Source organism: Metabacillus malikii, assembly GCF_030813355.1.
Lineage (GTDB): Bacteria > Bacillota > Bacilli > Bacillales > Bacillaceae > Metabacillus > Metabacillus malikii.
Genome location: NZ_JAUSUD010000017.1, coordinates 1 through 23,456, shown reverse-complemented (window position 1 = coordinate 23,456; position 23,456 = coordinate 1). Strand labels below are relative to the sequence as shown.

Genomic DNA, 23,456 nt, shown 5'->3' with positions numbered 1-23,456 from the left:
GAATAGAACCTAAATAGAATAGTCATGGAGGGATTACAAACTATGCAGGACAAATCGTTAGGTAGTCGTATTTTTAACATTGTAAATTGCACGATTCTACTCATTATTGCTTTAATTTGTTTGTTACCATTTGTAAATGTCATTGCCAGTTCATTTGCTTCAACTAAAGAGGTTGTAGAAAAACCATTCATTCTTTTTCCAACAACGTTTACATTAAACGCGTATGAATACATTTTTTCAACACCGACTCTATTCAAAAGCTTTTTTGTTTCAATCGGTGTGACAGGAGTAGGAACACTTATTAGTATGGTGTTAACATCCTTTATGGCATATAGCTTATCGCGTAAATATTTATATGGAAGAAGAGCGATAAATTTTGTTGTCGTCTTTACAATGCTCTTTAGTGGTGGTATGATTCCTACCTATTTAGTAGTAAGAAATTTAGGACTTATTGATACTTACTGGGCATTAATGCTTCCTGTTGCGGTTAATGCATTTAACCTTATTATTATGAGGAACTTCTTCCAAGCGATTCCTGATAGTTTAGAGGAATCTGCAAAAATGGATGGATATAATGATATGATGATATTTTTCAAAATTATTTTACCATTATCATTGCCATCGATTGCAACGATATCATTGTTCTACGCTGTTGCATATTGGAATGAATACATGAATGCAATTCTCTACTTGAACAGCTCAGAAAAATGGCCAATTCAAGTATTGCTGCGGCAAATTGTTATCGTGTCTAGTGGTATGCAAGCTGATACTACAGCAGTTGATATACAGCCACCAGCACAAACAATTAAAATGGCCGTTATAACAGTAGCAACACTACCGATGTTAATTCTTTACCCGTTCCTACAAAAGTACTTTGTCAAAGGGGCCTTTGTCGGGTCTGTAAAAGCGTAATTATTAATTATGTTGTTGTTTTAGTGTTTTAAGCTGACGAGACATTATTCGATCCATTCAACATATAAAAGCGAAATAAACATATAATAAAAAGCTGTTTCAAAGTCCTAGGTACTGTGTACCAAGTCTTTGAGACAGCTTTTTTGTATATTTTAATCCTTCTATTACTTGTTAAAAAGAAAGTGAATCATCACGGTGTAAGTCACGATATTTCCCAGGTGTTATTCCTTCAATTTTTCGGAAGGAACGAATAAAGTTTTGTGAATTACGATACTGGAGCTTTTCTGATATTTCACGAACAGACATATTCGTTTCTTTTAACCATTTCTTCGCCTTGTCATACCGATACAATGTTAAATATTCACTAAACGTTTGCTGGAATTCCTTTTTAAAAATGCTGCTCAAATAATTTTTATTATAATGAAGTCGTGTTGCAATTGACTCTAATGATAAGTCTGAATCGTACTCATTCTCGATAATATGTAGAATTTGATTTGAAATCGTTTTATATTGTGTATCTGTTCGTTCAGTTATCGCCTCAATCATTGGATAAATCATATTCTTCTTAACATACATTTCAATTTCTTCTGACGTCTTCATGTCTGAAATCGCATGATAGATTGTCTTATAGTCATCCATGATTAACGTATCCATTCCCATCACATGCATCAAGTGGATAATATCGTTAATAAAGCGCATAATGTTCACTTCAAGCTCATGTGGATTATGGTTATTTTTATAAAGATCTGCAAATAATTGGTGTAAAGACGTTAGTGCCTTTTCACTGTCACCTAGTTTTATCGCATCAAACAATTGATTTTCTAGTATTTTTGGAAAATATGTTTTAATCTGGTTACTACTGTAAATCGGTGCCACAGTCTCATAAAAGATTATCGATTCCTTCCCTACCTTAAGTCTGTATCGCAACGATTCAATTCCTTGTTCCAACGCTTGTTTGCAGTCCGACAATTGCTCGAACGGTCTACTAATTCCGATACTAATTGTTACATCAAATATTTCGTTTACACGCTTTTGAATTTCTTCACTATATTGATTTATATTTTGTACATGCATGTTAAAGTTATCAGTTTGACTTATAAAGATTGTTGCTTGTGTATGAGAATCGACAACCGTAGGGGGCAACAGCTCATTTTCTGAAACAACCTCTGAAACAATTTGATTGATTGAGAATAGGAGGACATCCTTATCTTTTCTCGTAAACTCACTTTTTTTCAAACTATCAAATTGAATCGCCATTACATATAGATACTTCCACTTTGAAGGAAATCTAAAGCCCTTTAACTGCTCTACAATTTCAGCTTCGGTCAATCTTCCGCGAAAAAGGTTTAGCATAAATAATGTTTTTAGTTGTTCATGTTGGTTTACTATTGTATGCTCAAGCACTTCGTTTCTTGAGACAACCTCACGAATTGAATGACCAATTTGTTCAAATTCATCTTTATATTTACTTTTTGGTTGTTTCGGGATATACGTTTGCAGTTCACGAATCGGCTTCGAAAAATAATCAGAGCTAATATATCCGATAACGATTGTAACTAGCAGCATAAATAGACTCATGAGCACTAAAGCAATAATCGTCGGCTTTACGGCTGCAGATAACTCTTTATCGTTAATTCTCGTCACATAAATCCAACCGTTGTATTCCGATTTTGTATAGGCAATTTTGTTTGTCTCTTGTTTATTGACGATTTCGTCTAGAACATCTGTTGTATGTATTTCTTCATTTAGAATTTGCTCGATATACTTCTTATGGAGTCCCTCTTCTTCTAATGCATTGCTTTGGTAAATAAATTTCCCTTCTTGGTTATAAATGAAAATAGGATTCGAGTCAGACTGCTTATAAATCAAATTAGAAAATGAGTTCAAAGGTATGTGCACAATTAAGATTCCATTGCTTTCTTTCAAATTAAACGGAGTTTTTTTCACTAATAAAATCTCTTTTTTATTATCCTCTTCTACAACCCATGTTGACGTATTCGCAAGTTCGATATATTTAGATTTTACTTCCTCTTTCTGCTTATGAGTAAGTTGCTTTAACCCTTCTTTATTTATGACCCAGTTGCCCTTTAAACTGACTAATTCAATCGATGTTTGACTTGGGCCAAAAGCTGAAATGTAGTTTAGGCGTTTAATAATTTCTCGATATGTATCAAAGTTAGAGGCGGTTAATGGCAGTTCCATATACTGTTTAAAGGGGTTGTCATAAATGTAGGAATTAAGAGCATAATCTAGCGTTTGAATTTTTTGTTCTAACGTATTTTTCGTTTGTACGACGTTCTCTAATTTTTCTAATGAGATTTTTTCATCCAATTTATCCTTTGTCAAAATATAAGCAACCCCGTTAAATGCAATCATCACAAGGGTCCCAATCAGGACAAACGGCAGAAACAATCGATAGAAATATTTTGGCTTATGCTTCATCTAGTCAAACACTTCCTATCTCATGAATTAAAGCGCTTACACTAACTTATATTATATACATTTGGTAAAATTTGTGTCAATATGCTGATTGACCCCAAATCAATCTTTTCAAATTGTTTCTTCGCATTCGATTGTTCATCATTTGCCACTAGGAAGCGTGAGCATTTCAAATATAAAAGACTTGGTACTACTGTTAACTGTTCTATTACCACCGGGAATATTGGATTTCATAGTATTAATCTAAATTGAAAACGGGGTAGTTTAGTTAGTTTAAGAAGGATTCTCTTAATAAGGTAAAGAAATAGTAATCAGAGTTAATACGATAGGGGGAAAACATTTGAGTTTTGATTACTTCATATTTAATTCAGTACCGGACGATAATGTTATAGATAGAAGAATTGTTGTTTTAGTTCTTAACTATGTTGCATTATATAAAAAGTTGAAAAATAAGCGTAATACTTTGCACAATGTAAAATAATTCATTAAATGGAAGCGTTAGTTTATCTATCAAATATTTAAATTTTAACAGAGCCCAAACTTAAATTATCAGGTACGATTTGTGAATTAATCTACTTAACATACAGGTGTTAAAAACGGAGGTTTTGAACAAAAGTTATGAAATATATAAAAGGTTTGTACATTGTTATGGCAGTAATGGTTTTTGTTAATTTGACAAGTGAATATATTTATAAAGGCGAATATTCAGCTATCGCAAGCTGGGTTATAGTGCTATTATTTCTCTTCGGTACTGTATTTTTTATTAATGCAAGACATTATCTATCCAAGAAATAATTTGCTTGATTTTCATGAACCTCGTTCTTCACTATACTGGTAGCATTACGTCAAGTAGTGGGAATGAATTTTCTTATTGTACGGTGCAGGTTAGTGTCATAAAGAATATTACTATAAAATAATATTTAACTAATATGGTATAATAAGGATGATGAATAGGTACGTTAAATTCATATTGACGTTTCGCTTTTAATTCGAACTGCAATTGCCAGCTCTTTTTTATTAAATAAACCAAACGTTGTATCATCATTATGATAAAAGTTCATAAAGAAGGTAATATCCTCCATCGTTTAGTGTCTGAAGAAAGGATTAATCTCTTTTTTTTACCTCTAATGAGTAAAATTTTTTAAATTTGGAGGGGGAGCATTTGCGAAAAAAAACTAACAAACAACATAATAAATATCCCTTTATAGCTGGATTAGGAGCTGGTTTGATAGGTGTATCAGCAACAATGGACAATACAACTCTATATGATTGTCTTCTTGTAGTAGGTCTTGGGACCATATTGACAAGTGTTCTTCTGTCAAACTGGGAAAAGAAGAAAAGAGTATAAGAACGAGTATTAAAGAACTATCATTGATGGTCTTTTATACTTTTGCAGCATAAAAAATAGATACAAATAGTTACAATTGAAACCTTATTGTTATCTCTTATTTGATAATATTAAATTTGTGAAGAAACTCAATTAAACTATATGGTGCGATACTTCAATAAAGAGGTATCGCATTTTTAAGAGGTAGTTTAGTGGAATAAGATTATCAAAACTTTTATGCAGAATTGACAAATACTGCGCAGTAAAGAACTTCATCTTTAGAGGACTTTGCGAAATTATATACTTTAAGTAACGGGTTAGGTTACTTGAAGAAGCTTTGAATAAACAATGAGGGAATATATGAAAGTCACCCAATAACAAGGAGTTTATGAAAATGAGTATGGCAACCTATATTGGTTTAAATTTTGCATTAAAACTTAATAAATATTATACAGAGGATGAAGTTGAAATTGGTTATGTTTTTTCAGATGAAGAAAATAGTAATTTAGTTAAGCAGAAGCATTTTACTACGCCCTATATTTATGAAGTTTCTGAAAATGGTCATCCTATTTGGCAAATGAATGAATTTCAAAAGATTCATTCACCACATAACTACGAAAAATCCAAAAAGACTTTCCTCTATTTATGTAACCTTCTAAAAGAGTTACTTCCACAAGGTGATCATTGTGAAATCTATATTTGTTGGTTGGGTGAAGAAGATGAAGAGCGTGAGGATGAGTTGTAAATTGATTTAAATAATCTACAAATTGAAGCAATAGATATTTATGAAAAATGCTTTATCCGAATAGAAAACTAAAGGCTCATCTCATTCGGCTTAAATGAAGAAATAAATTTATTATTTTAGAAGTATTGATTACGGAAAAGAAGGAGTTTCCATATTATGTTGTAGAAGACTTTCATTTTGACTTGGAAGAAAATGAAGAAGTGGAAGTAGTCTGTCCTTTTTGCAATGGTACCATGCGACAAGCGAGAAAAAAGACCCAGTGAATAATGAACACTTGGGTCGTGGTTAAGTCGAGTTAGCGATTTTGTTCCTAAAAACATGTTAATCAACTGATCCAGTTCGCTTAATTTCCACCTTTATATTTGGTTTTATCTTTAGTGCTGAATATTTTTGTCTTAAATCTCCCTCAGTTAAATGGGAATATTTTCTAACGCTTCTTATTTTTCTTCCGATGCCAATGGGATCCGTATTTAAATTTTTTAATTCCTCAAGTATATATCCAAATTCTTTGTTTAGGGCTTCACCAATTAGTTGCTCCATTTTGTTTAGTGAATCTTTATTTTTCACAGAAATAGATGGTTGAAATTCTAATGTTGAAACGGAAATCGTTGCATTTAAATGAACCAATTCTTCGTTCTTTATTTCAATGTTTCCTTTGTACTTTATTGGATGAAGTGTAATCTTATAAATATCACTTTTAGGAAGGTTGAGTTCTGCCATCCCTCTTTTCTCTAGTTCTTCAGCAGCAATCTCTACAGTTATTTCACCTAAAAATGCCTTATTATTTGTGAATAATTTTATGTAAAGGGTGTTTATCAACGAAATAGACCCAACAATTTTATCTTCTTTGAATAATGCAACACTATCTATAAAAGGTGCTACGCCATTTGCATTTTTTATAATGGGTAGGGTAGGATCAATACCAATTTCATATTGTGTGGTTATAAAATCATGTAAGTTGGAGTTGACTAACATTTCTTTCTTTTCGTGTTTATCCAATAGTTGATAAATATAGGATCCCATTTCGGGATATTCTTCATAGTTTGTATTGTTAATCGTCTCCTCAGCATTATCAGTAATGGCCAAAAAGATTAAAGAACTGATAATGCTATCTCGTTGCATTGTATCCAGAAAAGAAGAAATTCCTGTTTCTGCCATGTTTTTATTAAACAGTATGGTCCTTAATTGACCAGACGTAATGTCATGGCTTGTCTGTTCCTCTAGTTTTTGTCTGATTTGTTTACTAGTCGTTCCGTCAGCAGAAAGGGTTACACTCGTCTTTTCTTCTTTTCGGTCAAATTGTAACAAACTGATAGTGCCTTTGTATGTATTGTCATCAAGCAAGTCAAAACCAATAATCGTTGAAATCCCTTGCATTTCTATTATTTTTTCAGGGGCCATACATGCAGTACAAAGAAGAGAACACAGCAGAATAACAATTTTTTTCATTCTTTCAACTCCGTCTGGAACGAGTATTGATTTTTGATTTTATAATGGTTATTCCATACAAGAAAATCGGATAGATAAACCACAGGAAAAATCCTATTTTGCCAATTTGATCAAAAAAATAATTATTATCTACTCTTTTAGTAATTAAAAAACTGCAGATAAAAAGGATAATGGAGATGAGCCATATTCCATATTTCTGTTTTATATAAAAAATCTGTTTAATACCCTTGGAAGAAATATATAGAGTGATACATAGGTTTGGAAAAATAACTAAAATCCAAAATGGAACCGCAACAAATTCAAAGCGCTCAATAAATGGAAAATGGACCGTGCTAATCATGCTGACAACAGGCCATACATTCTTCTCTAATTCTTTCGCGCTAAAAAATAAAATAGAAACAACAGTTGTTATTAAAACAAGAATGGTCGTAAACCAGACAGCTATTTGACTAAACAGCTGTAGTTTATTTTTCTCCTTTATAAATGGAAAAATAAAAAGTAAAGTCTCGAAACCTAACATTGTATAACTGCTCTTGAAAACTCCTTTCATAATTTCTGAAGGAGTTGTCGTCATAATAGGTAAAATCCTAGTTAGATTTATGGTTTGAAGTGGTTGGTACACAACAAATAGCAGCCATATAGTCAATAAAAAGGATAAGAAACAAACACCGGTCACTACTCTAAATCCGCCGGATACAGCATAAATGGATAATATTAATAAAGCCAATACTCCGACCCATTCATAGACACCTTCATATCCCCATGTTAGTGACAACTCGACATAACTAATGGTGATCGAATAATTTACGGCAATAAAGTAAATGACAATAAAGAAGTTGAAAATACTACCAATCAAGCGTCCGAATATATGTTCATGAATTTCAAAAAGAGTATCACCTTCATTTTTTTTTAGGATAGAAATCATTAACCATGTAATCAAGCTAACGAATAAACCAGATAGTAAAATGGATATCCAAGCATCTTTTTTTGATTCTAGATACATAATTCTTGGAACTCCAAGAATTCCCATACCAATTTGCGAAGTGTGTATGATATAAAACGCCATAAAGGCGTTAACAAAACGTATATTTGATTTCATTTTGCACCTCAAAATTCATCTAAATCTGTTATATTTCTTAATCGCTCCTTTAGGCGAATGGAGTCTTTTGGTCGATTTACTAACGGCCGCCTCATATAAAAATGGTGGGGGAGACGCATTAAAAAATATTGCAAATCTTTCATTCTTAGCGGATATAGAGGTGCAAGATAAGGTTTATTTAAAGAAGTTAATTTTAACAAGTGAACCATTAGAATACATATACCGAAAATGATTCCATTTAACCCCCAAACACCTGCTAAAATAATGATTGGAAATCTAGCAATTCTGACTGCAGTGCCCATTTCATAAATAGGAGCCGAAAATGCCCCTAATGCACTAAATGCAACAATGATAATTAAAATATTGCTAGTTAACCCTGCCTCAACCGTTGCTTGGCCAATGACAATACCTCCTACAATACCCATTGTTTGTCCTACCTTTGAAGGAAGGCGGGCTCCAGCTTCTCTAAGTAACTCAATTAACCCTTCTAGTAAGAGTGCTTCTAACAAGGGAGGAAAAGGAACTTGTGAACGTGATTGTCCAATGATAATTAACAATTTAGATGGTATGAGTTCAAAATGATAAGTCATGGCAGCCACATAAATGGCTGTTAAAAAAAGAGAACCTACCATAGCAAATAATCGGATAAAACGAATAAATGTACTTAAAGACCATCTCAAATAGATATCTTCTGTTGATTCGAAAAATGAGAAAAAATTAGCAGGACCTATAATCCCTACTGGGCTACCATCTATAAAAACACCAATTCGCCCGTTTAAAATCGAGTAGATGAATCGATCGGGCAGCTCTGTTAATATAAATTGTGGAAATAAAGAGTAATGATTATCTTCTAGGCATTGAGCCAAAATGGAACTGTCAATTATATTATCCGTACTTAATTGTTTAATCCTGTCCTTAAGTGTCTGAAGAGTGTCATCGTTCGCAATATCTTTTATATATACAATTCTTATTTGCTTTTGAACGCGTTCCCCAATCTTTATTTCATCCGTGCACAAATTATAATCATTTAGATTTTGTCTGATTATCTTAACGTTAGAAGTTAATGATTCAGTGAACGAAATTTTAGGTCCATATACTAACGATTCTGTTTCTGCTTTCTCAATAGAGCGTTCAATGGGGTTTGCGCAGTTCACAATGAATGCCTTTTTCTCATCTAAAAAATAAATATAAGCAAATCCATTTAATAAGGAAGAGATTACCTCTTGTTCCTCTAAATTTACCTTTATTTCTTCTATAGGTATGTTTTTCATTAAATAGGTGTAATGTAAGTATTCTATAGAAAGTTCTTCAATATATTTAATGACATATTCATTTAGAATCTCTGGCTTAATTAAATTCTTCATGAAAATAATATGAATCCCCTCTTGTCCAACTTCAAGCTTTCGACAAATCAAATCGGGTGATTCATTAAGAATGGTTTTAATTTTTTCATAACCTGGGAAGTTATCATTATTATGACGCTCAGTCATTCGTAACATATCCTTTAACCGTTTTTAATAGTGTCTGTAAAAACAATTAATTTATACAGAATATGGACAGAGGGACAGTGAATCATTACATCATCTTGGACAGCGTTAAACATTATCGTGTCTAGATTAAGTTGATTTTACTTATATAGTAATGCTTCATCCTTATTAAACGGGAGCGATTGTTCAATAGAGAAGTCGCTTCTTTCGCTAACTAGTTAGTGGAATAAGGGATTATCATTTCGGAAGAATAGTCCAGAAGTGGTAATAGTTCATGAAAAGAATAGTAATAGTATTTGTTGGATTACTCTTAGTAGGATGGCCACGGATGCGAATGTTCAACACGGATATTTAGCTATTGATGAGGATTGGTCAGTATTACGTTTCAAATCCGTTAATAAAAATAAGAAGATGACTAGAAAAGTGCGGTAACTGAAAAAGGCAAACAGCGAATTGGAAAGTAGTTAGTTAATGCCAAGTAAATTAGATGTACTCCTGTAAGACAAAGTTATTTGCTGCGCAGTACGAATAAATTGCGTTCTAAAAAGTCCTCTTTAACGAAGGAGCAGGATAGTTAAAATTCCATGTTAAACTATTTTTAACCAACTATTAAATTAGGGGGAGTTAAATTGAAAAATTACAATATTCTTTCAGCCATCTGTTTAGGAATATTTATTATTTTGTTTTCTATGATGATAAACGGCTTTTCTTTTGGTTCATTAGGTAAAATGGCAATAATCTCGATGATCTTATTCCCATTACTTGGAGCCATTTTAGGGATAAAAGGTAAAAAGGGTGTTAATAAGTGGTTATTAACAATAATTAATTTTATTGCCCTTATCACAATAGGATATATTCTTTTACTTAGTGGAATGGGTGAAGCATAAAGAAAAGTTGCTGAACTAACTGAGGCGATACTTCAATAAAGAGGTATCGCATTTTTCTTATTGCACAAATGAGGCAGAATAGAATAAGGTAATTAATCTTTCAGGGAGAGTAGAGGTTGAATATGAAACAATTATAGTTGTCATTAAAAAAAGCAGGTTTAATGTTTAACGGGCATATAGACAGGGAGAGGTCGATTTCATTCTTCTTGAAACCTATGAGAATGGAACAACAAAATCAGTTGTATAGATACATTCGAAACGCTTTTCGGAAATGTGGAAGGGAATCCTACCTATGAAGCCTTGTCGGGTTCTCATACATTTAAATTGGAAGATAAGCAATACAATATGACAGCCGAGGAAATGGGTTATCAAAAATATCTCGACCACTGGAAAGAGCAAGGATTATTGAACAAACGATACAGTTCAATAAGAGAATAGGAGTTTTATTCCGCAATTGACAAATATGTGTAGATATAGCAAACCAAATTAACGGACCTTAGCATAGGCTAAAGTCCATTTATATTAACGCATATTTCCAATAATTGCTGCACGACTTGCCTGCATTTTCTTTACATAGTTTGTTGTTAGCTCTAATGGTAATTTGTGCTTATCGCTATAAGATTGAAGGCGTCGCTTATCCATTTGTTGTGAATCGCCAATTGTAAAAATTTGTTGCCTTATACTTGTTATTTGAGTCTCTATTTCAGTTATATCATTTATAGAGTTGCTTGCTCTAGCTACATTTAGCTGTTCATTTAAGATTTCTAGCTGTTCATTTAAGATGGCTACCTGTTCATTTCTCTTTTGAACTTCTGCTATTTGGCTTTGTAATTGAGCATCTAATAGCTTTGTTCTTTCTGATTGAACCATCATTAATACAGTTTCAATATCCATTGAACTTATATTGTGGATACTTATTTCTGTGAATTGCGATGTAGCAGCTAATGATTGATTTGCTCCAGCAAATAATAAACTTGCTGCTAATGCACTTCCGATTAACACTTTTTTCATAATACTACCTCCTTGGCTTTGTTTTGACTTTATTTAATGTTTATAAATTCTTTAAGTAACTTACTCTGCCCTCCATAAAAAGATTATATATCAATTTTAAGGAATTAAATACCAGTTATTTTATAACGAGAGCATATTGAACCCCTGACCACAAGTAGCGAGGAACTACTATTATGGAAATCTAGCTTTAAGTGAGTATGAAATTGAACAAATAAGATTCGTAAATGCCTTCTATCTTTAATGTAAGCACAAATACAAACAAGAACCGAAGAAATAGAGATAGAAGAGGAATAGTTCGTAGATTATGTATAATAAAAAAGGTAGTTCTTCAGCTAACGGGTGCGATACTTAAACAAAGGGGTATCGCATTTCTTATTGAACTAAAGGTGCAGGCTAGTTGGAAAAATTTCTCGTTTATATCACAAGAAGGATATATTCTTGGCAGGTTGTTATGCGTAAATATAAGAGCCGATTTCTTTTTTAAGAAGTCGGCTCTTATATTTTAATGTAACATTTATATTGCATTTTAATGATATGTAATGTAAGATAAATCTAACATATTGTTAAATATATATTTCTTTATGTAGGTGAGCATATGGTAAGTAAAATGAAACTAGCAAGAATAGAAAAAGGTTTGACTCAAGAACAGCTTGCAAAACGAGTAAATGCTACAAGACAAACGATCGGATTGATTGAAAAAGGAGAATACAATCCAAGTTTGAACTTGTGTATCGCTATTGCCAAAGAATTAAGTAAAACATTAGATGATTTATTCTGGGAGGTCGAGTTGTAATGAAATCTTGGATATCTTTTTTATTACCGAATGATGAATATAAGGAAAAAAGGATATTGTATTTTTTCTCAGAAGGGGCAATAGTCCTTTTGCTTACCCTTATAGGTATGATTATCTTGAACAATTATTTCAACTTAGATGCTGAGACTTCTCTATTACTATCTATTGCTATTTTCCTCTTTTATGTCTCAGGAAGATATACAATGTCTGGTATAGAATATACAGATATTGCAACAGAAAGGGCTTATAGAAAAGAGTTAAAGCACATTATTGTTAGAACAAGTAGTTTTGTAGTTATTTACATACTGTTATATATAGTATTTACAGGTGTACCCAGCAACCAAAAAGAATGGATTGATATAATCGCAATATTAGTAGGTGTTTGTTTACTTTGGTTTTTCACTAGCTACATTTCTTTAAAACGTTCCTATAAGAAAAATAAGGATTTGCTATAATCAAAGTTTGTGAATAAATGTACTTAAAGTAAAGGGTGCTTTAGTACAGCAACAATACAATTTATTGTTTTAATAAATGAGGACATTTATTATACAAAAAAAGGATAGATAAAGCAGACTTTATTCTGCTCATCTATCCATTGTTATTTAACTTTAGAATGTCTGACATTAAATTTCAAACCAATATTATTAAGGTTTCAAAATATATATTGACTATTTATAAAAATAAGCTCCAAGCCTTTTATTTATTAAGCATGTATGAAAATCCATCCTTCCTCACAAAATAACGTAGAAAGGATGATGAACATGATTCAAAGTTTTATTGGTCATTTACTTGCATCAAGTCTCGTGATGAAACACAATTTAGATTGGCATCGTAAATTGCTGTACATTGCGATACCTTCATTTATTGTTTTCATGTTTTTCCAGGTAGAATACATCAACTACCGCTTAAAGAGAAGATAAAGTGAACTTGTTCGTTTTATACTAACGCACCAATTCTTTCATTTACCTCTTCTTCTGTTAACTCATGTTCGACAATATATCGGTTTCTTGGGTGCTCACGGCATTCATCACTGCATGAACGTAAATATTTGTGCTCATTTTCTTCTGAACATAACATTTGCTTGTTACATTCAGGGTTGGCACAATTAACATAACGTTCACACGGCTCACCTGTAAAGTAATCTTTTCCAACAACGACAGGATTGACGCGGTTTACTGGTACAGCTATTCTCTCGTCGAAAACATAGCATTGTCCATCCCAAAGCTCACCTTTCACTTCAGGGTCTTTCCCATAAGTGACAATTCCACCATGTAATTGTGCAACATCCTCAAAGCCCTCTTTACGTAACCAGCCTGAGAATTTTTCACAACGTACTCCACCTGTACAATAAGTGAGAATTTTTTTATTTTCAAATTGCTCTTTATTTTCACGAATCCACTCAGGTAATTCTTTAAACGTTTGAATATCCGGTTTAATCGCATTTTTGAAATGACCTAAATCATACTCATAATCATTTCGTGCATCAATTACAACCGTATTTTCGTCCTGCATTGCTTCATAGAATTCTTTAGGGCTGTAATATTTTCCTGTGAGCTCTAATGGATTTACATCATCCTCTAATCGTAACGTCACAAGCTCCGGACGATGGCGGACATGCATCTTTTTAAAAGCATGACCATCCTCTTCATCTATTTTATATACCATATCCTTAAAACGCGGGTCAGATTTCATATGCTCCATATATTGATTTGTTTGTTCAACAGTACCAGAAACCGTACCGTTAATACCTTCGTGTGCAATTAATACACGCCCTTTTAAACCAATACTTTTACAAAATTCTAAATGTTCCTGCGTATACTCCTCAGGATTCTCAATTGTTACATAGTGATAGTAAAGTAATACACGATATTCTTTTGACATCTTTCATCCACCTCTATTTATATTTGCAAGATATAAAATGTGGTATAGCGAAATTTCCCAATTCTCTAAAGTCAGTTTAATACGAAAGAATATGACTGACAGTTCCATTGGTTATATGATAATTTCATTCTTGCATGTTACCTTTAAGAAAAAGGCAGTATTATATGATTAAAACAAAGTTTTTATGTAAAAGCAAGAAAATGTAGTTGGTAATCCTGTAAAGCTTAGCAATTCTATCGTTCATAAGTGAAGGGCACCTTAATCACCCACATAAGCATAGCGGATATGACTTGAAGCTAGATTTCGAGCGACTTTCCACAGGTTCTAAAACTATAAGATATCTCTAAAAATGAAAAAACCAACCTCAAAAGAAGCTGGTTTAGATATCATTATTTAAAGAATTTCACACGATCTTCAAGAGGTAAGAACTCTTTCTCTCCTGCAGGTGCAGTTGGATTACCAAATGGCATTTGCGCGATTAATTTCCAGTTAGCAGGAATATTCCATTCTTGTTTCACTTCATCATCAATTAATGGATTATAATGTTGTAGAGATGCCCCTAAGCCTTCAGCTTCTAGTGCTGTCCAAATGACGAATTGGTGCATAGCATTTGTTTGGTTAGACCAAATCGGGAAGTTATCCGCATATAATGCAAATTGTTCTTGAAGTGATTTAACGACTTCTTCATCCTCGAAAAATAACACGGAACCGTAACCTGCTTTGAATGAATCCATTTTTTGTTGAGTTCCAGAGAAGTCTCCATCTCCAACAACTTTCTTCAATGTCGCAGTTGTAATATCCCATAACTTATCATGAGCTTCTCCTGTTAACACAACTACACGAGTTGATTGAGAATTAAAAGAAGACGGAGTATGTTTAACAGCAAACTCAACAATTTCCTTAATTCTTTCATCAGTGACAGTTACATCTTTGTTGATTGAATAGTGAGAACGTCTCTCTTTAATCGCAGTATAAAAATCTTTAGACACAATAAAACCTCCAAATTTTATATTTAATTAATATATCTTGAATTCACAACAATTTTAACCAGTCGCTTCTTTTTAGTCAAACAATCTGCTTTGTCACTTTTTGACCAAGAATGTTACCAACGTGCAGCTCAATACCTTATTCTCCGCACCTTTATTATATTTACCTATCAATAAAATCCTATTCTTTGTATACTTCAACATCAAAGTGAAATTACGACACAACTTGGCTCTAACATTGAAAATACCACTAGAAAAGTCGGGTATTTGCTGTTCATTTTCCTTATGTAATAACATAAAAATTATTTCATGTACCAGTATGAATTTTATTTTCACCAAATAACAATGACCTGCAATCACTAGATTACAGCTCATTGTTATTATTTTTTATCGTTTTGCCTTCCACTCGTTAATTCTTCCCGGTCGATCGTTAATGGAATTTGTTCAAGCCATTTATGCTTGACCATTATTTTAAAACCATCCTTCATATAATCTGCAAGTTCAATTGTAAATCTTGAGTAATGGGTACTTAAATCATAGCGTTGACATGTTGCAATCGCTGAGCCAAACAATCCAATCGTTGCTGAACCTACTAATAGTTTATGATACATCATCAGGCGGTCAGAAAATGGTGGTGTTGTGGAATCTGTGATCTCTGCTTCCTCTGATTTTGGCTGTGGAAGATGCTCTTTTGCAAGAATCGAAGCCTGAACTTCGACCATTTTAGAAGATATTTCGACTCCTCGCCATATAAACTTCTTGGCATCCTCTGTTTTTGCAACTTGTGCAAAGGCCATACATAATGCTTTATCTAACTGTAACTTTTTTAAATCCCAGTGGATATTACTAATTTCAACACAATTTAATAATCGTTCGCCACCAAGAACTCCTTTTAAAAAATGATTTGATTCTATAAATTCATAACTTTTTGGTGGAACAATATGTGGTGGTCTTGAGAATACACCCTTTTCTAAAAGTAAGTCTAGCGACTGATTAAATAGCTCCATCGTTTCATCCTGACATTGAACAAAATAGTTACGAATATCCCGTCTAACATTTGTCGTTAAAGCTGCAGCATAACCAGCTAGGCCGTAAACACTCATTATATATGTATATGTTAAGCAAAATTCATCTGAAAATAAGCGTGGTGCTGTAACATTTACGTCGTCCTCTGTAAATCCATGCGGAATCGGATAGTTTTCTGCTACGAAGTATCCTTTTACTGTTTCAATATGACCTTCTGCTATTTGAAGAGCGAATGAAATAATGTTATGAATAGCCTTATCTTCAATGATTTCCTTCATATATTTATAAATGCAAATTGCCATCGTATCGTTTTGATACTGAGTCCATATATTCGCAATTTCTGGTGCAGTTAACCTAACTTCATGGTCAATCTGTTTTGTCTCTTCATCCATCATCAGGTACCTCCTAATATTTGTTAATCAGTTCTAGTATTTGTAAAAGGACAACAAACATACCAACTTCAATATTTTTACAAAAAAATTCAATACTAGTAAATGTTTGAATGAACACAAAAATCGCTTCGATACTATCGAAACGCTAAGAGAAGAAATAATTAGTTGTTTGTTGATATCCTCTTGCTGCTGATGAGTCTAACTAAATATAAACTAAAGAAGAGGTATTTTTAAGAAGCCTCGCACCTATCTTTGAGATTTATATTAGTAACCATACTTGTTTTTGAGGTAAAAAAAGCAGTGGGCAACTCAAAACTTACTGTTTCGAGTTACCCTCATTTCACTTTTTAATATGGATCCGCTTCGTGGCTTTTCTTTACTGCATCTTTAGTAGCAGCATTTGCTTCTAGTGTACCTTGACCAAACTTCGTATGACCTGATTCACGTCCTGGAATAAGGTCTTCCTTATTCATATTCTCTAATTCCTTCATTTTCATTTCGATGCCTTCCTTCACACGGCGTCCGTAATCTTCATCAGCTTTTGTGAAGTGTTCAATCATTGCATCTTGTATTTTCTTGTCACAAACAGCAAGAGCTTCTGATAAATTATTAATTAATTCATCGCGCTCCCAATCCTCAAAGCTACGGTATGTATGCCCCGCTTGACCATAGTTGTTCGGACGGTCAATTGGTGCAGTCATTGCAGCAGCATTGTATGTTGGCTGGTGTGGCGTGCGACCTTCTCGTTTTGCTTCTTCAAAACCGCCGAGCATCGATGGCTCATAGTTAATATGTGGGTTTTCCTTCGCCTCATCTGCACCACGATAATCCATTTGACCACGGCGTTGGTTAGTCCGAACTTCAGTTTTTGGTGCGTTCACAGGCAATTGTAAATAGTTTGCCCCAACACGGTAACGTTGTGTATCAGAATAGGAGAACGTACGACCTTGCAGCATTTTATCGTCTGAAAAGTCCATTCCATCGACTAGAACGCCTGTACCAAAGGCAGCTTGTTCAATTTCAGCATGGAAGTCTTTCGGATTGCGATCTAACACCATACGCCCAACTGGCAACCATGGAAACTTATCCTCTGGCCATAGCTTTGTATCATCGAGTGGATCAAAATCAAGCTCAGGATGATAACCATCTTCCATAATTTGCACGAACAATTCCCATTCAGGATAGTCTCCACGTTCAATCGCTTCATATAAATCCTGTGTTGCATGCCCTACATTTTTTGCTTGAATTGCATCTGCTTCTTCTTGGGTTAGATTACGAATTCCTTGCTTTGGCTCCCAGTGATATTTCACTAAGACGGCCTCACCTTTTTCATTTACCCATTTATACGTGTTAACACCTGATCCTTGCATGTGACGGTATGTAGCAGGAATTCCCCATGGTGAAAAAAGAAATGTAATCATATGAGTTGCTTCAGGTGTACGCGATACAAAGTCAAACATCCGTTGCGGATTTGGGACATTTGAAGCAGGGTCTGCTTTAAATGCATGAATCATATCTGGAAATTTCATCGCATCACGAATAAAGAAGATTTTAAGGTTGTTCCCAACTAAATCCCAGTTCCCATCCTCTGTGTACATTTTTACCGCAAAGCCACGTGGGTCTCTCGCCGTTTCAGGTGAATCCTTTGAACCTGCAACAGTAGAAAAACGAACCATTAATGGTGTACGCTTCCCAGCACCCGAAAATACTTTTGCTCGTGTATATTTCTCTACAGGTTCATCTCCAACTTTTCCATACGTTTCAAAATAACCAAACGCTCCCGACCCTCTGGCATGCACAACTCGCTCTGGCACCTCTTCCCGGTCAAAGTGAGAAATTTTTTCAATGAAATGATAATTCTCAAGTGTTGCCGGGCCACGATCCCCGATCGTACGGATATTCTGATTATCCGTCACAGGATGGCCTTGACGCGTCGTTAATGGTTCACGCTCTACCTGTTTATCATTAGAAGTATTATTTTCTTTATTATCCGCCAAGATAATAGCCTCCTTAAAAATAGTCAAGCTTATATTACCCAGAATTTAAAAATACATCCAAAATTAGGATGTATTTTAAATATTTCTACGTTATACTCGCTTACTTATTATGAAGGCTCTTCATTATAATTTAGTTATTGAACTTTATAATGCGCTTATGAAAAACGGGAGTGGCTTGCCAAGTGAGAGCTGCAAATACTCAAAAAAATAAGTATGTAGAAAGTAATAACTTTAACCTTTAATAGAATTCCTCCTAATAAAATAGAGATTCACCGCAAGAAAGTAGACAATCCCTGTACTTACTATAAATATGATATATTCCTTCATCTTCTTCGGCTCCATCAGTCTTTCTTCACTTTGGTAAAAACCCAACGATGCCTCAAATGAGAATGTCGTCGTATAGATTGATAAAAGCAAGCCTAATACGAGGACGATTCCATATATATTTAAAGCGAAACGGGTCGTTATGTTCCTTTTTGTTACGACTGTTACTTCAGTCGTTTGTGGCTGCAGTTTCATTTAGATACCTCCCATTTGTTTTTATCAGAAGTCCATTTTTATCGAGTCTTTCATATGGATAAGGAATGTTACTTATCTTTTCATAGGCTTCATTCCAAATCGTTGTGACAAATAGATGTGTTTTCATTAAAAGATGTTTTGCGGTTAGCAGTTCGTAACTGTAGCATTCATTCGGGGTTGTGTCATCACTACTAAAAAATTCGAGAACATTTTCTTCGTAAGCAATACACCCTATTTTGAATTCAAAGTGTCCATATAAGTCGATAAGCAAGTCGTTAAACTCTACTAGTTCATTTTCTTTTATACCAATTTGGTCCCATTCAGGTGCATCTTCGGATGAACCATAGAAATAAGTGTTAACCATAAGTGCATTTGAAGCAATTTGATCAATGCTAACAACTGCCCTTCTACTTCTCCGAAATCCAACATTTGCTCGTAATGATAACGTGTGAATTGCCGGTGAGTGATGGGCACTCTCATCAAAAGGATAACCTGCCACAAAAGCACTAATATGTTGCTCTAAATTTTTTTCTACGATTTCAATTTTTGTTTTTTCTAGTTTTTTTACGATTTCCCAGACTACCGTATTTCTATTTGTTTGCAACTCTAATAAAAAACTCAACTCAAGAAAAGGTCCTCCACGGAGCCATTCGGATGACATATCGCTTCTCCCCCCCAACTCACATGCCTTCATTCCTAGAAATTTCAATTTGACCACTTGTCAATGAAATTGTCTGCTTCATAATTGTAGCTCGTATTCTCCTTAATTCTTACAATATCATAAAAACCAACCAATTTTATTACTAGTTTCACAATTTTTTTCTAAAAGAAGGGTTTTATTGTAAAAGATGGAATTAAATACAGATACAAAACAATTCAATAAATTGGAGGGATTTTTATGGGATTAACGATACAAAACAATGATTTACAGCAAGTAGATATTACCGGCTCTGCTTGGAAAGAAGTAAACGCTGAAAAGCTAAATATTGACAATGTTAGCTTAGCTGGAACAACAGTGACAAATGCCAATATGCAAGAAGTCACTCTAAACGATGTCAATTTGCAAGGAAGTCACGTGACAAATGCGAACCTAACAAATGTAACCGTTCAACATGCTAATTTTAGTCACGCAAAAATTGACCATGTCCACTTATTTGGTACAGAGTTTCACAATGTTGTCTTCCCTGTTGAAGGAGACGGAAACTTTAAAGCTGATGGACAATACGAGCCGGTACGCTTTAACAATTGTGACCTCACGAATAGCAAACTCACAAACTGTAATTTATCAAATTTAGAGATAACAGACTGTGATATTACAGGACTGAAAATAAACGGCGTGTTAATTAAAGATTTACTTGAGCAAGTAAAGTAGGAAAGAGCTTAATTCAATGGTACAGGCAACATTTTCTGGTAGCGGGAATGTTGCTTTTCATCATTTATGTTTATAAATTGGAGGGCTTTTAATGGGATTATCAATGCAAAAAAATGATTTAGAGAAGGCAGACATTTCGGGCTCATCTTGGCAAGAAGTGAAGGCTGAGAAGCTAACCTTGGAAAACATAAGCTTAGCTGGGACTTCACTAAAAAATGCAAATATGCAGGGAGTAGCTATGAACGACATTAATTTCTCAAATGTCAGTATGATAGATGCTAACTTAAGCTATGCAAAAATTGACCATGTTCATTTATTCGGTACAGAATTTCAAAACATAGTCCTCCCAGTCGAAGGGGATTCTAACTACAATGCAGATGGACAATACGAGCCAATCCGTTTTACCAATTGTGACCTTACAAATAGCAAACTCACAAACTGCAATCTATCAAATATTGAGATTACAGATTGTGAGATAACTGGTTTGAAAATAAATGGTGTGCTTATTAGTGAATTGTTAGAAAAGGTGAAGTAAGTCATATTTTTCTAATCAGTTACATTACTAATAGATGGATTCAGCTGTAACTTATGAAGAAGAGGTTGGTCAAACATTCTTATCAAAAGAAACTCTGAACTTATTTTAGTGGGGAAGTAAACTACTTGCAGCTGTGAGAGCACCCTACTGTAGGGTTCATCCTGACCATTCGGTGTGTGATCCTCCACTAAGTAAGCTCAAAAAGCCCCTTTTATATAAACATGTGCCAACCTTCTCCATATTATTTTAAGAGATTAGCCTACCTTCATTTCTGTTAAATTTCCAAATCGGTACTAACTCAGTGATAATCTCTTGTCTCCATATTTGTTTTTGCTCAAGTTTCTTTTGTTTTGCTACATGTAACTGATTTACATTAGCAAAATAAATAAACGATTGACCTTTTATTTTTTGTCCAGTTTTATCTGTTGGGTCATGTAGGTCAAAAAATAGCTCTAGTAACTCATCATAGGACACTTTCCACGGATTAAACCAAATCTCAATTAACTCAACATTTGTCTCTGTTAAGTTTTTAGTTTGAATATATTCGACACCTCTTACACTTAATGCCTCTTTACTAAAAAATTCACTTGCTCCAAATACTGCTCTTTCCATATCCTATCGGCTCCTTTTATGAGCGATAAGCCTTCTTTTCCAAATAAAAAACCTCTCTTCGATAAAAGAGAGGTCTGTATCGTACAATACACTGATCTCATCTTTCAAAGAATACATCTTTGCAGGAATTAGCACCGTTCAAGTCTAGCATTGACTTGATGGTTGCCGGGTTTCATAGGGCCTGTCCCTCTACCACTCTGGATAAGAAGTTTATCGCTATTTAATTTATTTATTGTTACTAACAATACCATCGTTTTCCAATCGAAGCAATAGTTATTTTCATAATTTTATGTAAAATTTAAAATCATTAGTTGTTTTACTTAAAGAACTTTCAAAAATATACTTATTTCTCCATAAAGGAATAGAGGCCCGTACTTGAAACTATCAGTAATTGTGGAAAAATCAGATTGAAGTGGTTCTAGAGAGGCTTCGAGATTAGCGGATTTATGAAGAAGGTTTATATATGGGGCTAGCGCGTTTTTCGGTCTCATCAGGCTTATGAAGAAGATTTCCATAAGATTTTATCGGAATTTTCGGTTTCATCACGTTTATGAAGAAGGCTTTTACATGAGGCTATCTCGATTTTCGGTTTCATCGGGCTCATGAAGAAGATTTCCATAAGATTTTATCGGATTTTTCGGTTTCATCACGTTTATGAAGAAGGTTTTTACATGGGGCTATCGCGTTTTTCGGTTTCATTGGGACTATGAAGTAGAATTCTATAAGCTTCTATCGTAATTTTCGGTTTCATCAAGATTATGAAGAAGGTTTCTGCAAAGTTCTATTGGAATTTTCATTTTCACCAGGCCAATGAAGAAGGTTTCTACATGGGGCTCCACCAGGATTCACCGAAATTTCTAGCTTCATTACCGATATATGAATTTTTATTTAAACGAAATTGTTGATCCTTTCATGCTGATTCTGAAATTTTTTCCGAATATAGATTTACCAAAAATAAAAAGACCTCAAAATGGCCTTTTTATTTTGTTTACAATAACTGAATTGTCGTAATACAAGTTCCGTCTTCTTTAAAGGTAGAAAATTCTGCTTCAGCTGTTTTACCATTTTGTTCGATTTTTGTTCGATATGTTTTATCCCGAGGCAACCATATGTCAATAAAGCCATTTTCAAGTGTTTTCATCGATTTGTCTACGATAACATTTCCATCAGTATCTTCTATATATATATCAAACTCTTGATTGACAAGTTCACCTTGACAGCCTGTTAAGCTATGGTTTGTACATGGATGTGTGTCATTTACGTATGGAGCAATGGATACAAAGAATTCGTTCTCTGGTAAATCATATACAGACTCTCTACCATCTTTTTCTTTCACGATCAACTGTTCTGAAGTGATTGACGCAGATTCGGCATCTTTAGTGCGCTCACTATATTGTTGGACTAATTGTTTTATTTCTTCAGAGCTTTTTTCTTGGCCGGCATTACTATTACACGCTGTAAGAAATAATGCTAGTAAACATGCTATTGTAAGGATTTTCCCTTTCATTATGCATACACTCCTTTGGTTTTTCATTATGATTTTATCCTATCTTCGAAGTCTATGTATATGAAAAAAGCGCTAATTCCCCGTAGACTTTGTTGAACGTTCAAGAATTAGTCAAACTCTATTAGAATGTTCGAAACTATCTTACCTTAGTTTCCTATTACTTGCTTCTACGGGGTAATAGAACATTCCTTTTTTACCGTTGCTTCCTTTTTCTTGCTTCTACGGGGCAATAGAACATTCCTTTTTTACCGTCGCTTCCTTTTTCTTGCTTCTACGGGGCAATAGAACATTCCTTTTTTACCGTTGCTTCCTTTTTCTTGCTTCTACGGTGAAATAGAACATTTCTTTTTTACCGTTGCTTCCTTTTTCTTGCTTCTACGGGGCTATAGAACATTCCTTTTTTACCGTTGCTTCCTTTTTCTTGCTTCTACGGTGAAATAGAACATTTCTTTTTTACCGTTGCTTCCTTTTTCTTGCTTC

The 23,456-nt window shown here is 34.0% G+C and carries 22 protein-coding genes and 1 riboswitch; of the genes, 9 read left to right on the top strand and 13 right to left on the bottom strand.

Going from position 1 to position 23,456, the window contains the following annotated elements; genetic code table 11:
* Positions 1-42 precede the first annotated feature (42 nt).
* A complete protein-coding gene (locus tag J2S19_RS15425) occupies positions 43-912 on the top strand; it encodes a carbohydrate ABC transporter permease (RefSeq protein ID WP_307343927.1) in 870 nt (289 codons plus the stop codon).
* Positions 913-1,083: 171 nt separating this feature from the next.
* On the opposite strand, the gene J2S19_RS15420 is transcribed toward J2S19_RS15425, so the two are convergent.
* On the bottom strand, positions 1,084-3,354 hold the full coding sequence (locus J2S19_RS15420; RefSeq protein WP_307343924.1) for a helix-turn-helix domain-containing protein: 2,271 nt from the start codon (positions 3,352-3,354) through the stop codon (positions 1,084-1,086).
* A gap of 1,159 nt (positions 3,355-4,513) precedes the next feature.
* Between J2S19_RS15420 and J2S19_RS15415 the strand changes: the two genes are divergently transcribed.
* On the top strand, positions 4,514-4,699 hold the full coding sequence (locus J2S19_RS15415) for a hypothetical protein (RefSeq protein ID WP_307343922.1): 186 nt from the start codon (positions 4,514-4,516) through the stop codon (positions 4,697-4,699).
* A 373-nt stretch (positions 4,700-5,072) separates the two neighbouring features.
* On the top strand, positions 5,073-5,423 hold the full coding sequence (locus tag J2S19_RS15410; RefSeq protein ID WP_307343920.1) for a hypothetical protein: 351 nt from the start codon (positions 5,073-5,075) through the stop codon (positions 5,421-5,423).
* Positions 5,424-5,744: 321 nt separating this feature from the next.
* Here the strand turns inward: J2S19_RS15410 and J2S19_RS15405 are convergent, their stop codons facing one another.
* Genes J2S19_RS15405 through J2S19_RS15395 form a run of 3 tightly spaced genes read right to left on the bottom strand, consistent with a single transcriptional unit; the run spans position 5,745 to position 9,461 of the window.
* The gene (locus tag J2S19_RS15405; protein WP_307343917.1) at positions 5,745-6,872 is read right to left on the bottom strand and encodes a Ger(x)C family spore germination protein; all 1,128 of its coding nucleotides are present in this window, start codon (positions 6,870-6,872) and stop codon (positions 5,745-5,747) included.
* A gap of 4 nt (positions 6,873-6,876) precedes the next feature.
* Positions 6,877-7,971, bottom strand: a complete 1,095-nt coding sequence (locus J2S19_RS15400) for a GerAB/ArcD/ProY family transporter (protein WP_307343914.1) — start codon at positions 7,969-7,971, stop codon at positions 6,877-6,879.
* Between the two features lie 8 nt (positions 7,972-7,979).
* Positions 7,980-9,461 (bottom strand): spore germination protein, encoded by a 1,482-nt coding sequence (locus J2S19_RS15395; RefSeq protein WP_307343911.1) that lies wholly within the window; start codon positions 9,459-9,461, stop codon positions 7,980-7,982.
* A 626-nt stretch (positions 9,462-10,087) separates the two neighbouring features.
* On the opposite strand from J2S19_RS15395, the gene J2S19_RS15390 reads away from it, so the two are divergent.
* Entirely contained in the window at positions 10,088-10,345 is a 258-nt protein-coding gene (locus J2S19_RS15390) for a hypothetical protein (RefSeq protein ID WP_307343909.1), read from the top strand.
* A gap of 522 nt (positions 10,346-10,867) precedes the next feature.
* Here the strand turns inward: J2S19_RS15390 and J2S19_RS15385 are convergent.
* Positions 10,868-11,356 (bottom strand): hypothetical protein, encoded by a 489-nt coding sequence (locus J2S19_RS15385; protein WP_307343906.1) that lies wholly within the window; start codon positions 11,354-11,356, stop codon positions 10,868-10,870.
* Positions 11,357-11,951: 595 nt separating this feature from the next.
* Between J2S19_RS15385 and J2S19_RS15380 the strand changes: the two genes are divergently transcribed.
* From J2S19_RS15380 to J2S19_RS15370, 3 genes are all read left to right on the top strand, one after another.
* Positions 11,952-12,149: a helix-turn-helix transcriptional regulator gene (locus J2S19_RS15380; protein ID WP_307343903.1), complete on the top strand. Its 198-nt coding sequence runs from the start codon at positions 11,952-11,954 to the stop codon at positions 12,147-12,149.
* Entirely contained in the window at positions 12,149-12,604 is a 456-nt protein-coding gene (locus J2S19_RS15375) for a DUF3278 domain-containing protein (protein WP_307343900.1), read from the top strand. The genes J2S19_RS15380 and J2S19_RS15375 overlap by 1 nt, the downstream gene beginning before the upstream one ends.
* Before the next feature lie 306 nt (positions 12,605-12,910).
* On the top strand, positions 12,911-13,069 hold the full coding sequence (locus J2S19_RS15370; protein WP_307343897.1) for a hypothetical protein: 159 nt from the start codon (positions 12,911-12,913) through the stop codon (positions 13,067-13,069).
* A gap of 16 nt (positions 13,070-13,085) precedes the next feature.
* On the opposite strand, the gene trhO is transcribed toward J2S19_RS15370, so the two are convergent.
* From trhO to J2S19_RS15340, 6 genes are all read right to left on the bottom strand, one after another.
* Positions 13,086-14,030, bottom strand: a complete 945-nt coding sequence (gene trhO, locus J2S19_RS15365) for an oxygen-dependent tRNA uridine(34) hydroxylase TrhO (protein ID WP_307343894.1) — start codon at positions 14,028-14,030, stop codon at positions 13,086-13,088.
* A gap of 389 nt (positions 14,031-14,419) precedes the next feature.
* Complete coding sequence (locus J2S19_RS15360; RefSeq protein WP_307343891.1) at positions 14,420-15,019, bottom strand: nitroreductase family protein; 600 nt, start codon at positions 15,017-15,019, stop codon at positions 14,420-14,422.
* Between the two features lie 377 nt (positions 15,020-15,396).
* Positions 15,397-16,434, bottom strand: a complete 1,038-nt coding sequence (locus J2S19_RS15355) for a DUF3231 family protein (RefSeq protein ID WP_307343888.1) — start codon at positions 16,432-16,434, stop codon at positions 15,397-15,399.
* Between the two features lie 347 nt (positions 16,435-16,781).
* Positions 16,782-18,431, bottom strand: coding sequence for a catalase (locus J2S19_RS15350; RefSeq protein WP_307343885.1), 1,650 nt, complete (start codon positions 18,429-18,431; stop codon positions 16,782-16,784).
* A gap of 231 nt (positions 18,432-18,662) precedes the next feature.
* On the bottom strand, positions 18,663-18,950 hold the full coding sequence (locus tag J2S19_RS15345) for a hypothetical protein (RefSeq protein WP_307343882.1): 288 nt from the start codon (positions 18,948-18,950) through the stop codon (positions 18,663-18,665).
* Complete coding sequence (locus J2S19_RS15340) at positions 18,925-19,611, bottom strand: hypothetical protein (protein ID WP_307343879.1); 687 nt, start codon at positions 19,609-19,611, stop codon at positions 18,925-18,927. Before J2S19_RS15340 ends, J2S19_RS15345 begins: the two co-directional genes overlap by 26 nt.
* Before the next feature lie 237 nt (positions 19,612-19,848).
* Here J2S19_RS15340 and J2S19_RS15335 point away from each other — a divergent pair, with 237 nt between their 5' ends.
* Positions 19,849-20,322, top strand: coding sequence for a pentapeptide repeat-containing protein (locus J2S19_RS15335; protein ID WP_307343875.1), 474 nt, complete (start codon positions 19,849-19,851; stop codon positions 20,320-20,322).
* A 91-nt stretch (positions 20,323-20,413) separates the two neighbouring features.
* Positions 20,414-20,857 carry a pentapeptide repeat-containing protein gene (locus J2S19_RS15330; RefSeq protein ID WP_307343872.1) on the top strand — a complete coding sequence of 148 codons (444 nt, stop codon included), beginning with the start codon at positions 20,414-20,416 and terminating at the stop codon, positions 20,855-20,857.
* Between the two features lie 246 nt (positions 20,858-21,103).
* Here J2S19_RS15330 and J2S19_RS15325 read toward each other — a convergent pair whose 3' ends face one another.
* Both J2S19_RS15325 and J2S19_RS15320 read right to left on the bottom strand, forming a co-directional pair.
* Positions 21,104-21,469, bottom strand: coding sequence for a peptide-methionine (S)-S-oxide reductase (locus J2S19_RS15325; RefSeq protein WP_307343869.1), 366 nt, complete (start codon positions 21,467-21,469; stop codon positions 21,104-21,106).
* A 94-nt stretch (positions 21,470-21,563) separates the two neighbouring features.
* Positions 21,564-21,677, bottom strand: a riboswitch (SAM riboswitch).
* Between the two features lie 780 nt (positions 21,678-22,457).
* Positions 22,458-22,976, bottom strand: coding sequence for a CueP family metal-binding protein (locus tag J2S19_RS15320; protein WP_307343866.1), 519 nt, complete (start codon positions 22,974-22,976; stop codon positions 22,458-22,460).
* Between the last annotated feature and the right edge of the window lie 480 nt (positions 22,977-23,456).

What these genes read in the sequence shown, in the direction of transcription:
- J2S19_RS15335 (WP_307343875.1), top strand. Translation starts at nt 19,849, where the DNA reads ATGGGATTAACGATACAAAACAATGATTTACAGCAAGTAGATATTACC.
- J2S19_RS15395 (WP_307343911.1), bottom strand. Translation starts at nt 9,461, where the DNA reads ATGACTGAGCGTCATAATAATGATAACTTCCCAGGTTATGAAAAAATT.
- J2S19_RS15375 (WP_307343900.1), top strand. Translation starts at nt 12,149, where the DNA reads ATGAAATCTTGGATATCTTTTTTATTACCGAATGATGAATATAAGGAA.
- J2S19_RS15425 (WP_307343927.1), top strand. Translation starts at nt 43, where the DNA reads ATGCAGGACAAATCGTTAGGTAGTCGTATTTTTAACATTGTAAATTGC.
- J2S19_RS15405 (WP_307343917.1), bottom strand. Translation starts at nt 6,872, where the DNA reads ATGAAAAAAATTGTTATTCTGCTGTGTTCTCTTCTTTGTACTGCATGT.
- J2S19_RS15380 (WP_307343903.1), top strand. Translation starts at nt 11,952, where the DNA reads ATGGTAAGTAAAATGAAACTAGCAAGAATAGAAAAAGGTTTGACTCAA.
- J2S19_RS15355 (WP_307343888.1), bottom strand. Translation starts at nt 16,434, where the DNA reads ATGGATGAAGAGACAAAACAGATTGACCATGAAGTTAGGTTAACTGCA.
- J2S19_RS15400 (WP_307343914.1), bottom strand. Translation starts at nt 7,971, where the DNA reads ATGAAATCAAATATACGTTTTGTTAACGCCTTTATGGCGTTTTATATC.
- J2S19_RS15420 (WP_307343924.1), bottom strand. Translation starts at nt 3,354, where the DNA reads ATGAAGCATAAGCCAAAATATTTCTATCGATTGTTTCTGCCGTTTGTC.
- J2S19_RS15410 (WP_307343920.1), top strand. Translation starts at nt 5,073, where the DNA reads ATGAGTATGGCAACCTATATTGGTTTAAATTTTGCATTAAAACTTAAT.
- J2S19_RS15325 (WP_307343869.1), bottom strand. Translation starts at nt 21,469, where the DNA reads ATGGAAAGAGCAGTATTTGGAGCAAGTGAATTTTTTAGTAAAGAGGCA.
- J2S19_RS15370 (WP_307343897.1), top strand. Translation starts at nt 12,911, where the DNA reads ATGATTCAAAGTTTTATTGGTCATTTACTTGCATCAAGTCTCGTGATG.
- J2S19_RS15385 (WP_307343906.1), bottom strand. Translation starts at nt 11,356, where the DNA reads ATGAAAAAAGTGTTAATCGGAAGTGCATTAGCAGCAAGTTTATTATTT.
- J2S19_RS15345 (WP_307343882.1), bottom strand. Translation starts at nt 18,950, where the DNA reads ATGAAACTGCAGCCACAAACGACTGAAGTAACAGTCGTAACAAAAAGG.
- J2S19_RS15340 (WP_307343879.1), bottom strand. Translation starts at nt 19,611, where the DNA reads ATGTCATCCGAATGGCTCCGTGGAGGACCTTTTCTTGAGTTGAGTTTT.
- trhO (WP_307343894.1), bottom strand. Translation starts at nt 14,030, where the DNA reads ATGTCAAAAGAATATCGTGTATTACTTTACTATCACTATGTAACAATT.
- J2S19_RS15330 (WP_307343872.1), top strand. Translation starts at nt 20,414, where the DNA reads ATGGGATTATCAATGCAAAAAAATGATTTAGAGAAGGCAGACATTTCG.
- J2S19_RS15320 (WP_307343866.1), bottom strand. Translation starts at nt 22,976, where the DNA reads ATGAAAGGGAAAATCCTTACAATAGCATGTTTACTAGCATTATTTCTT.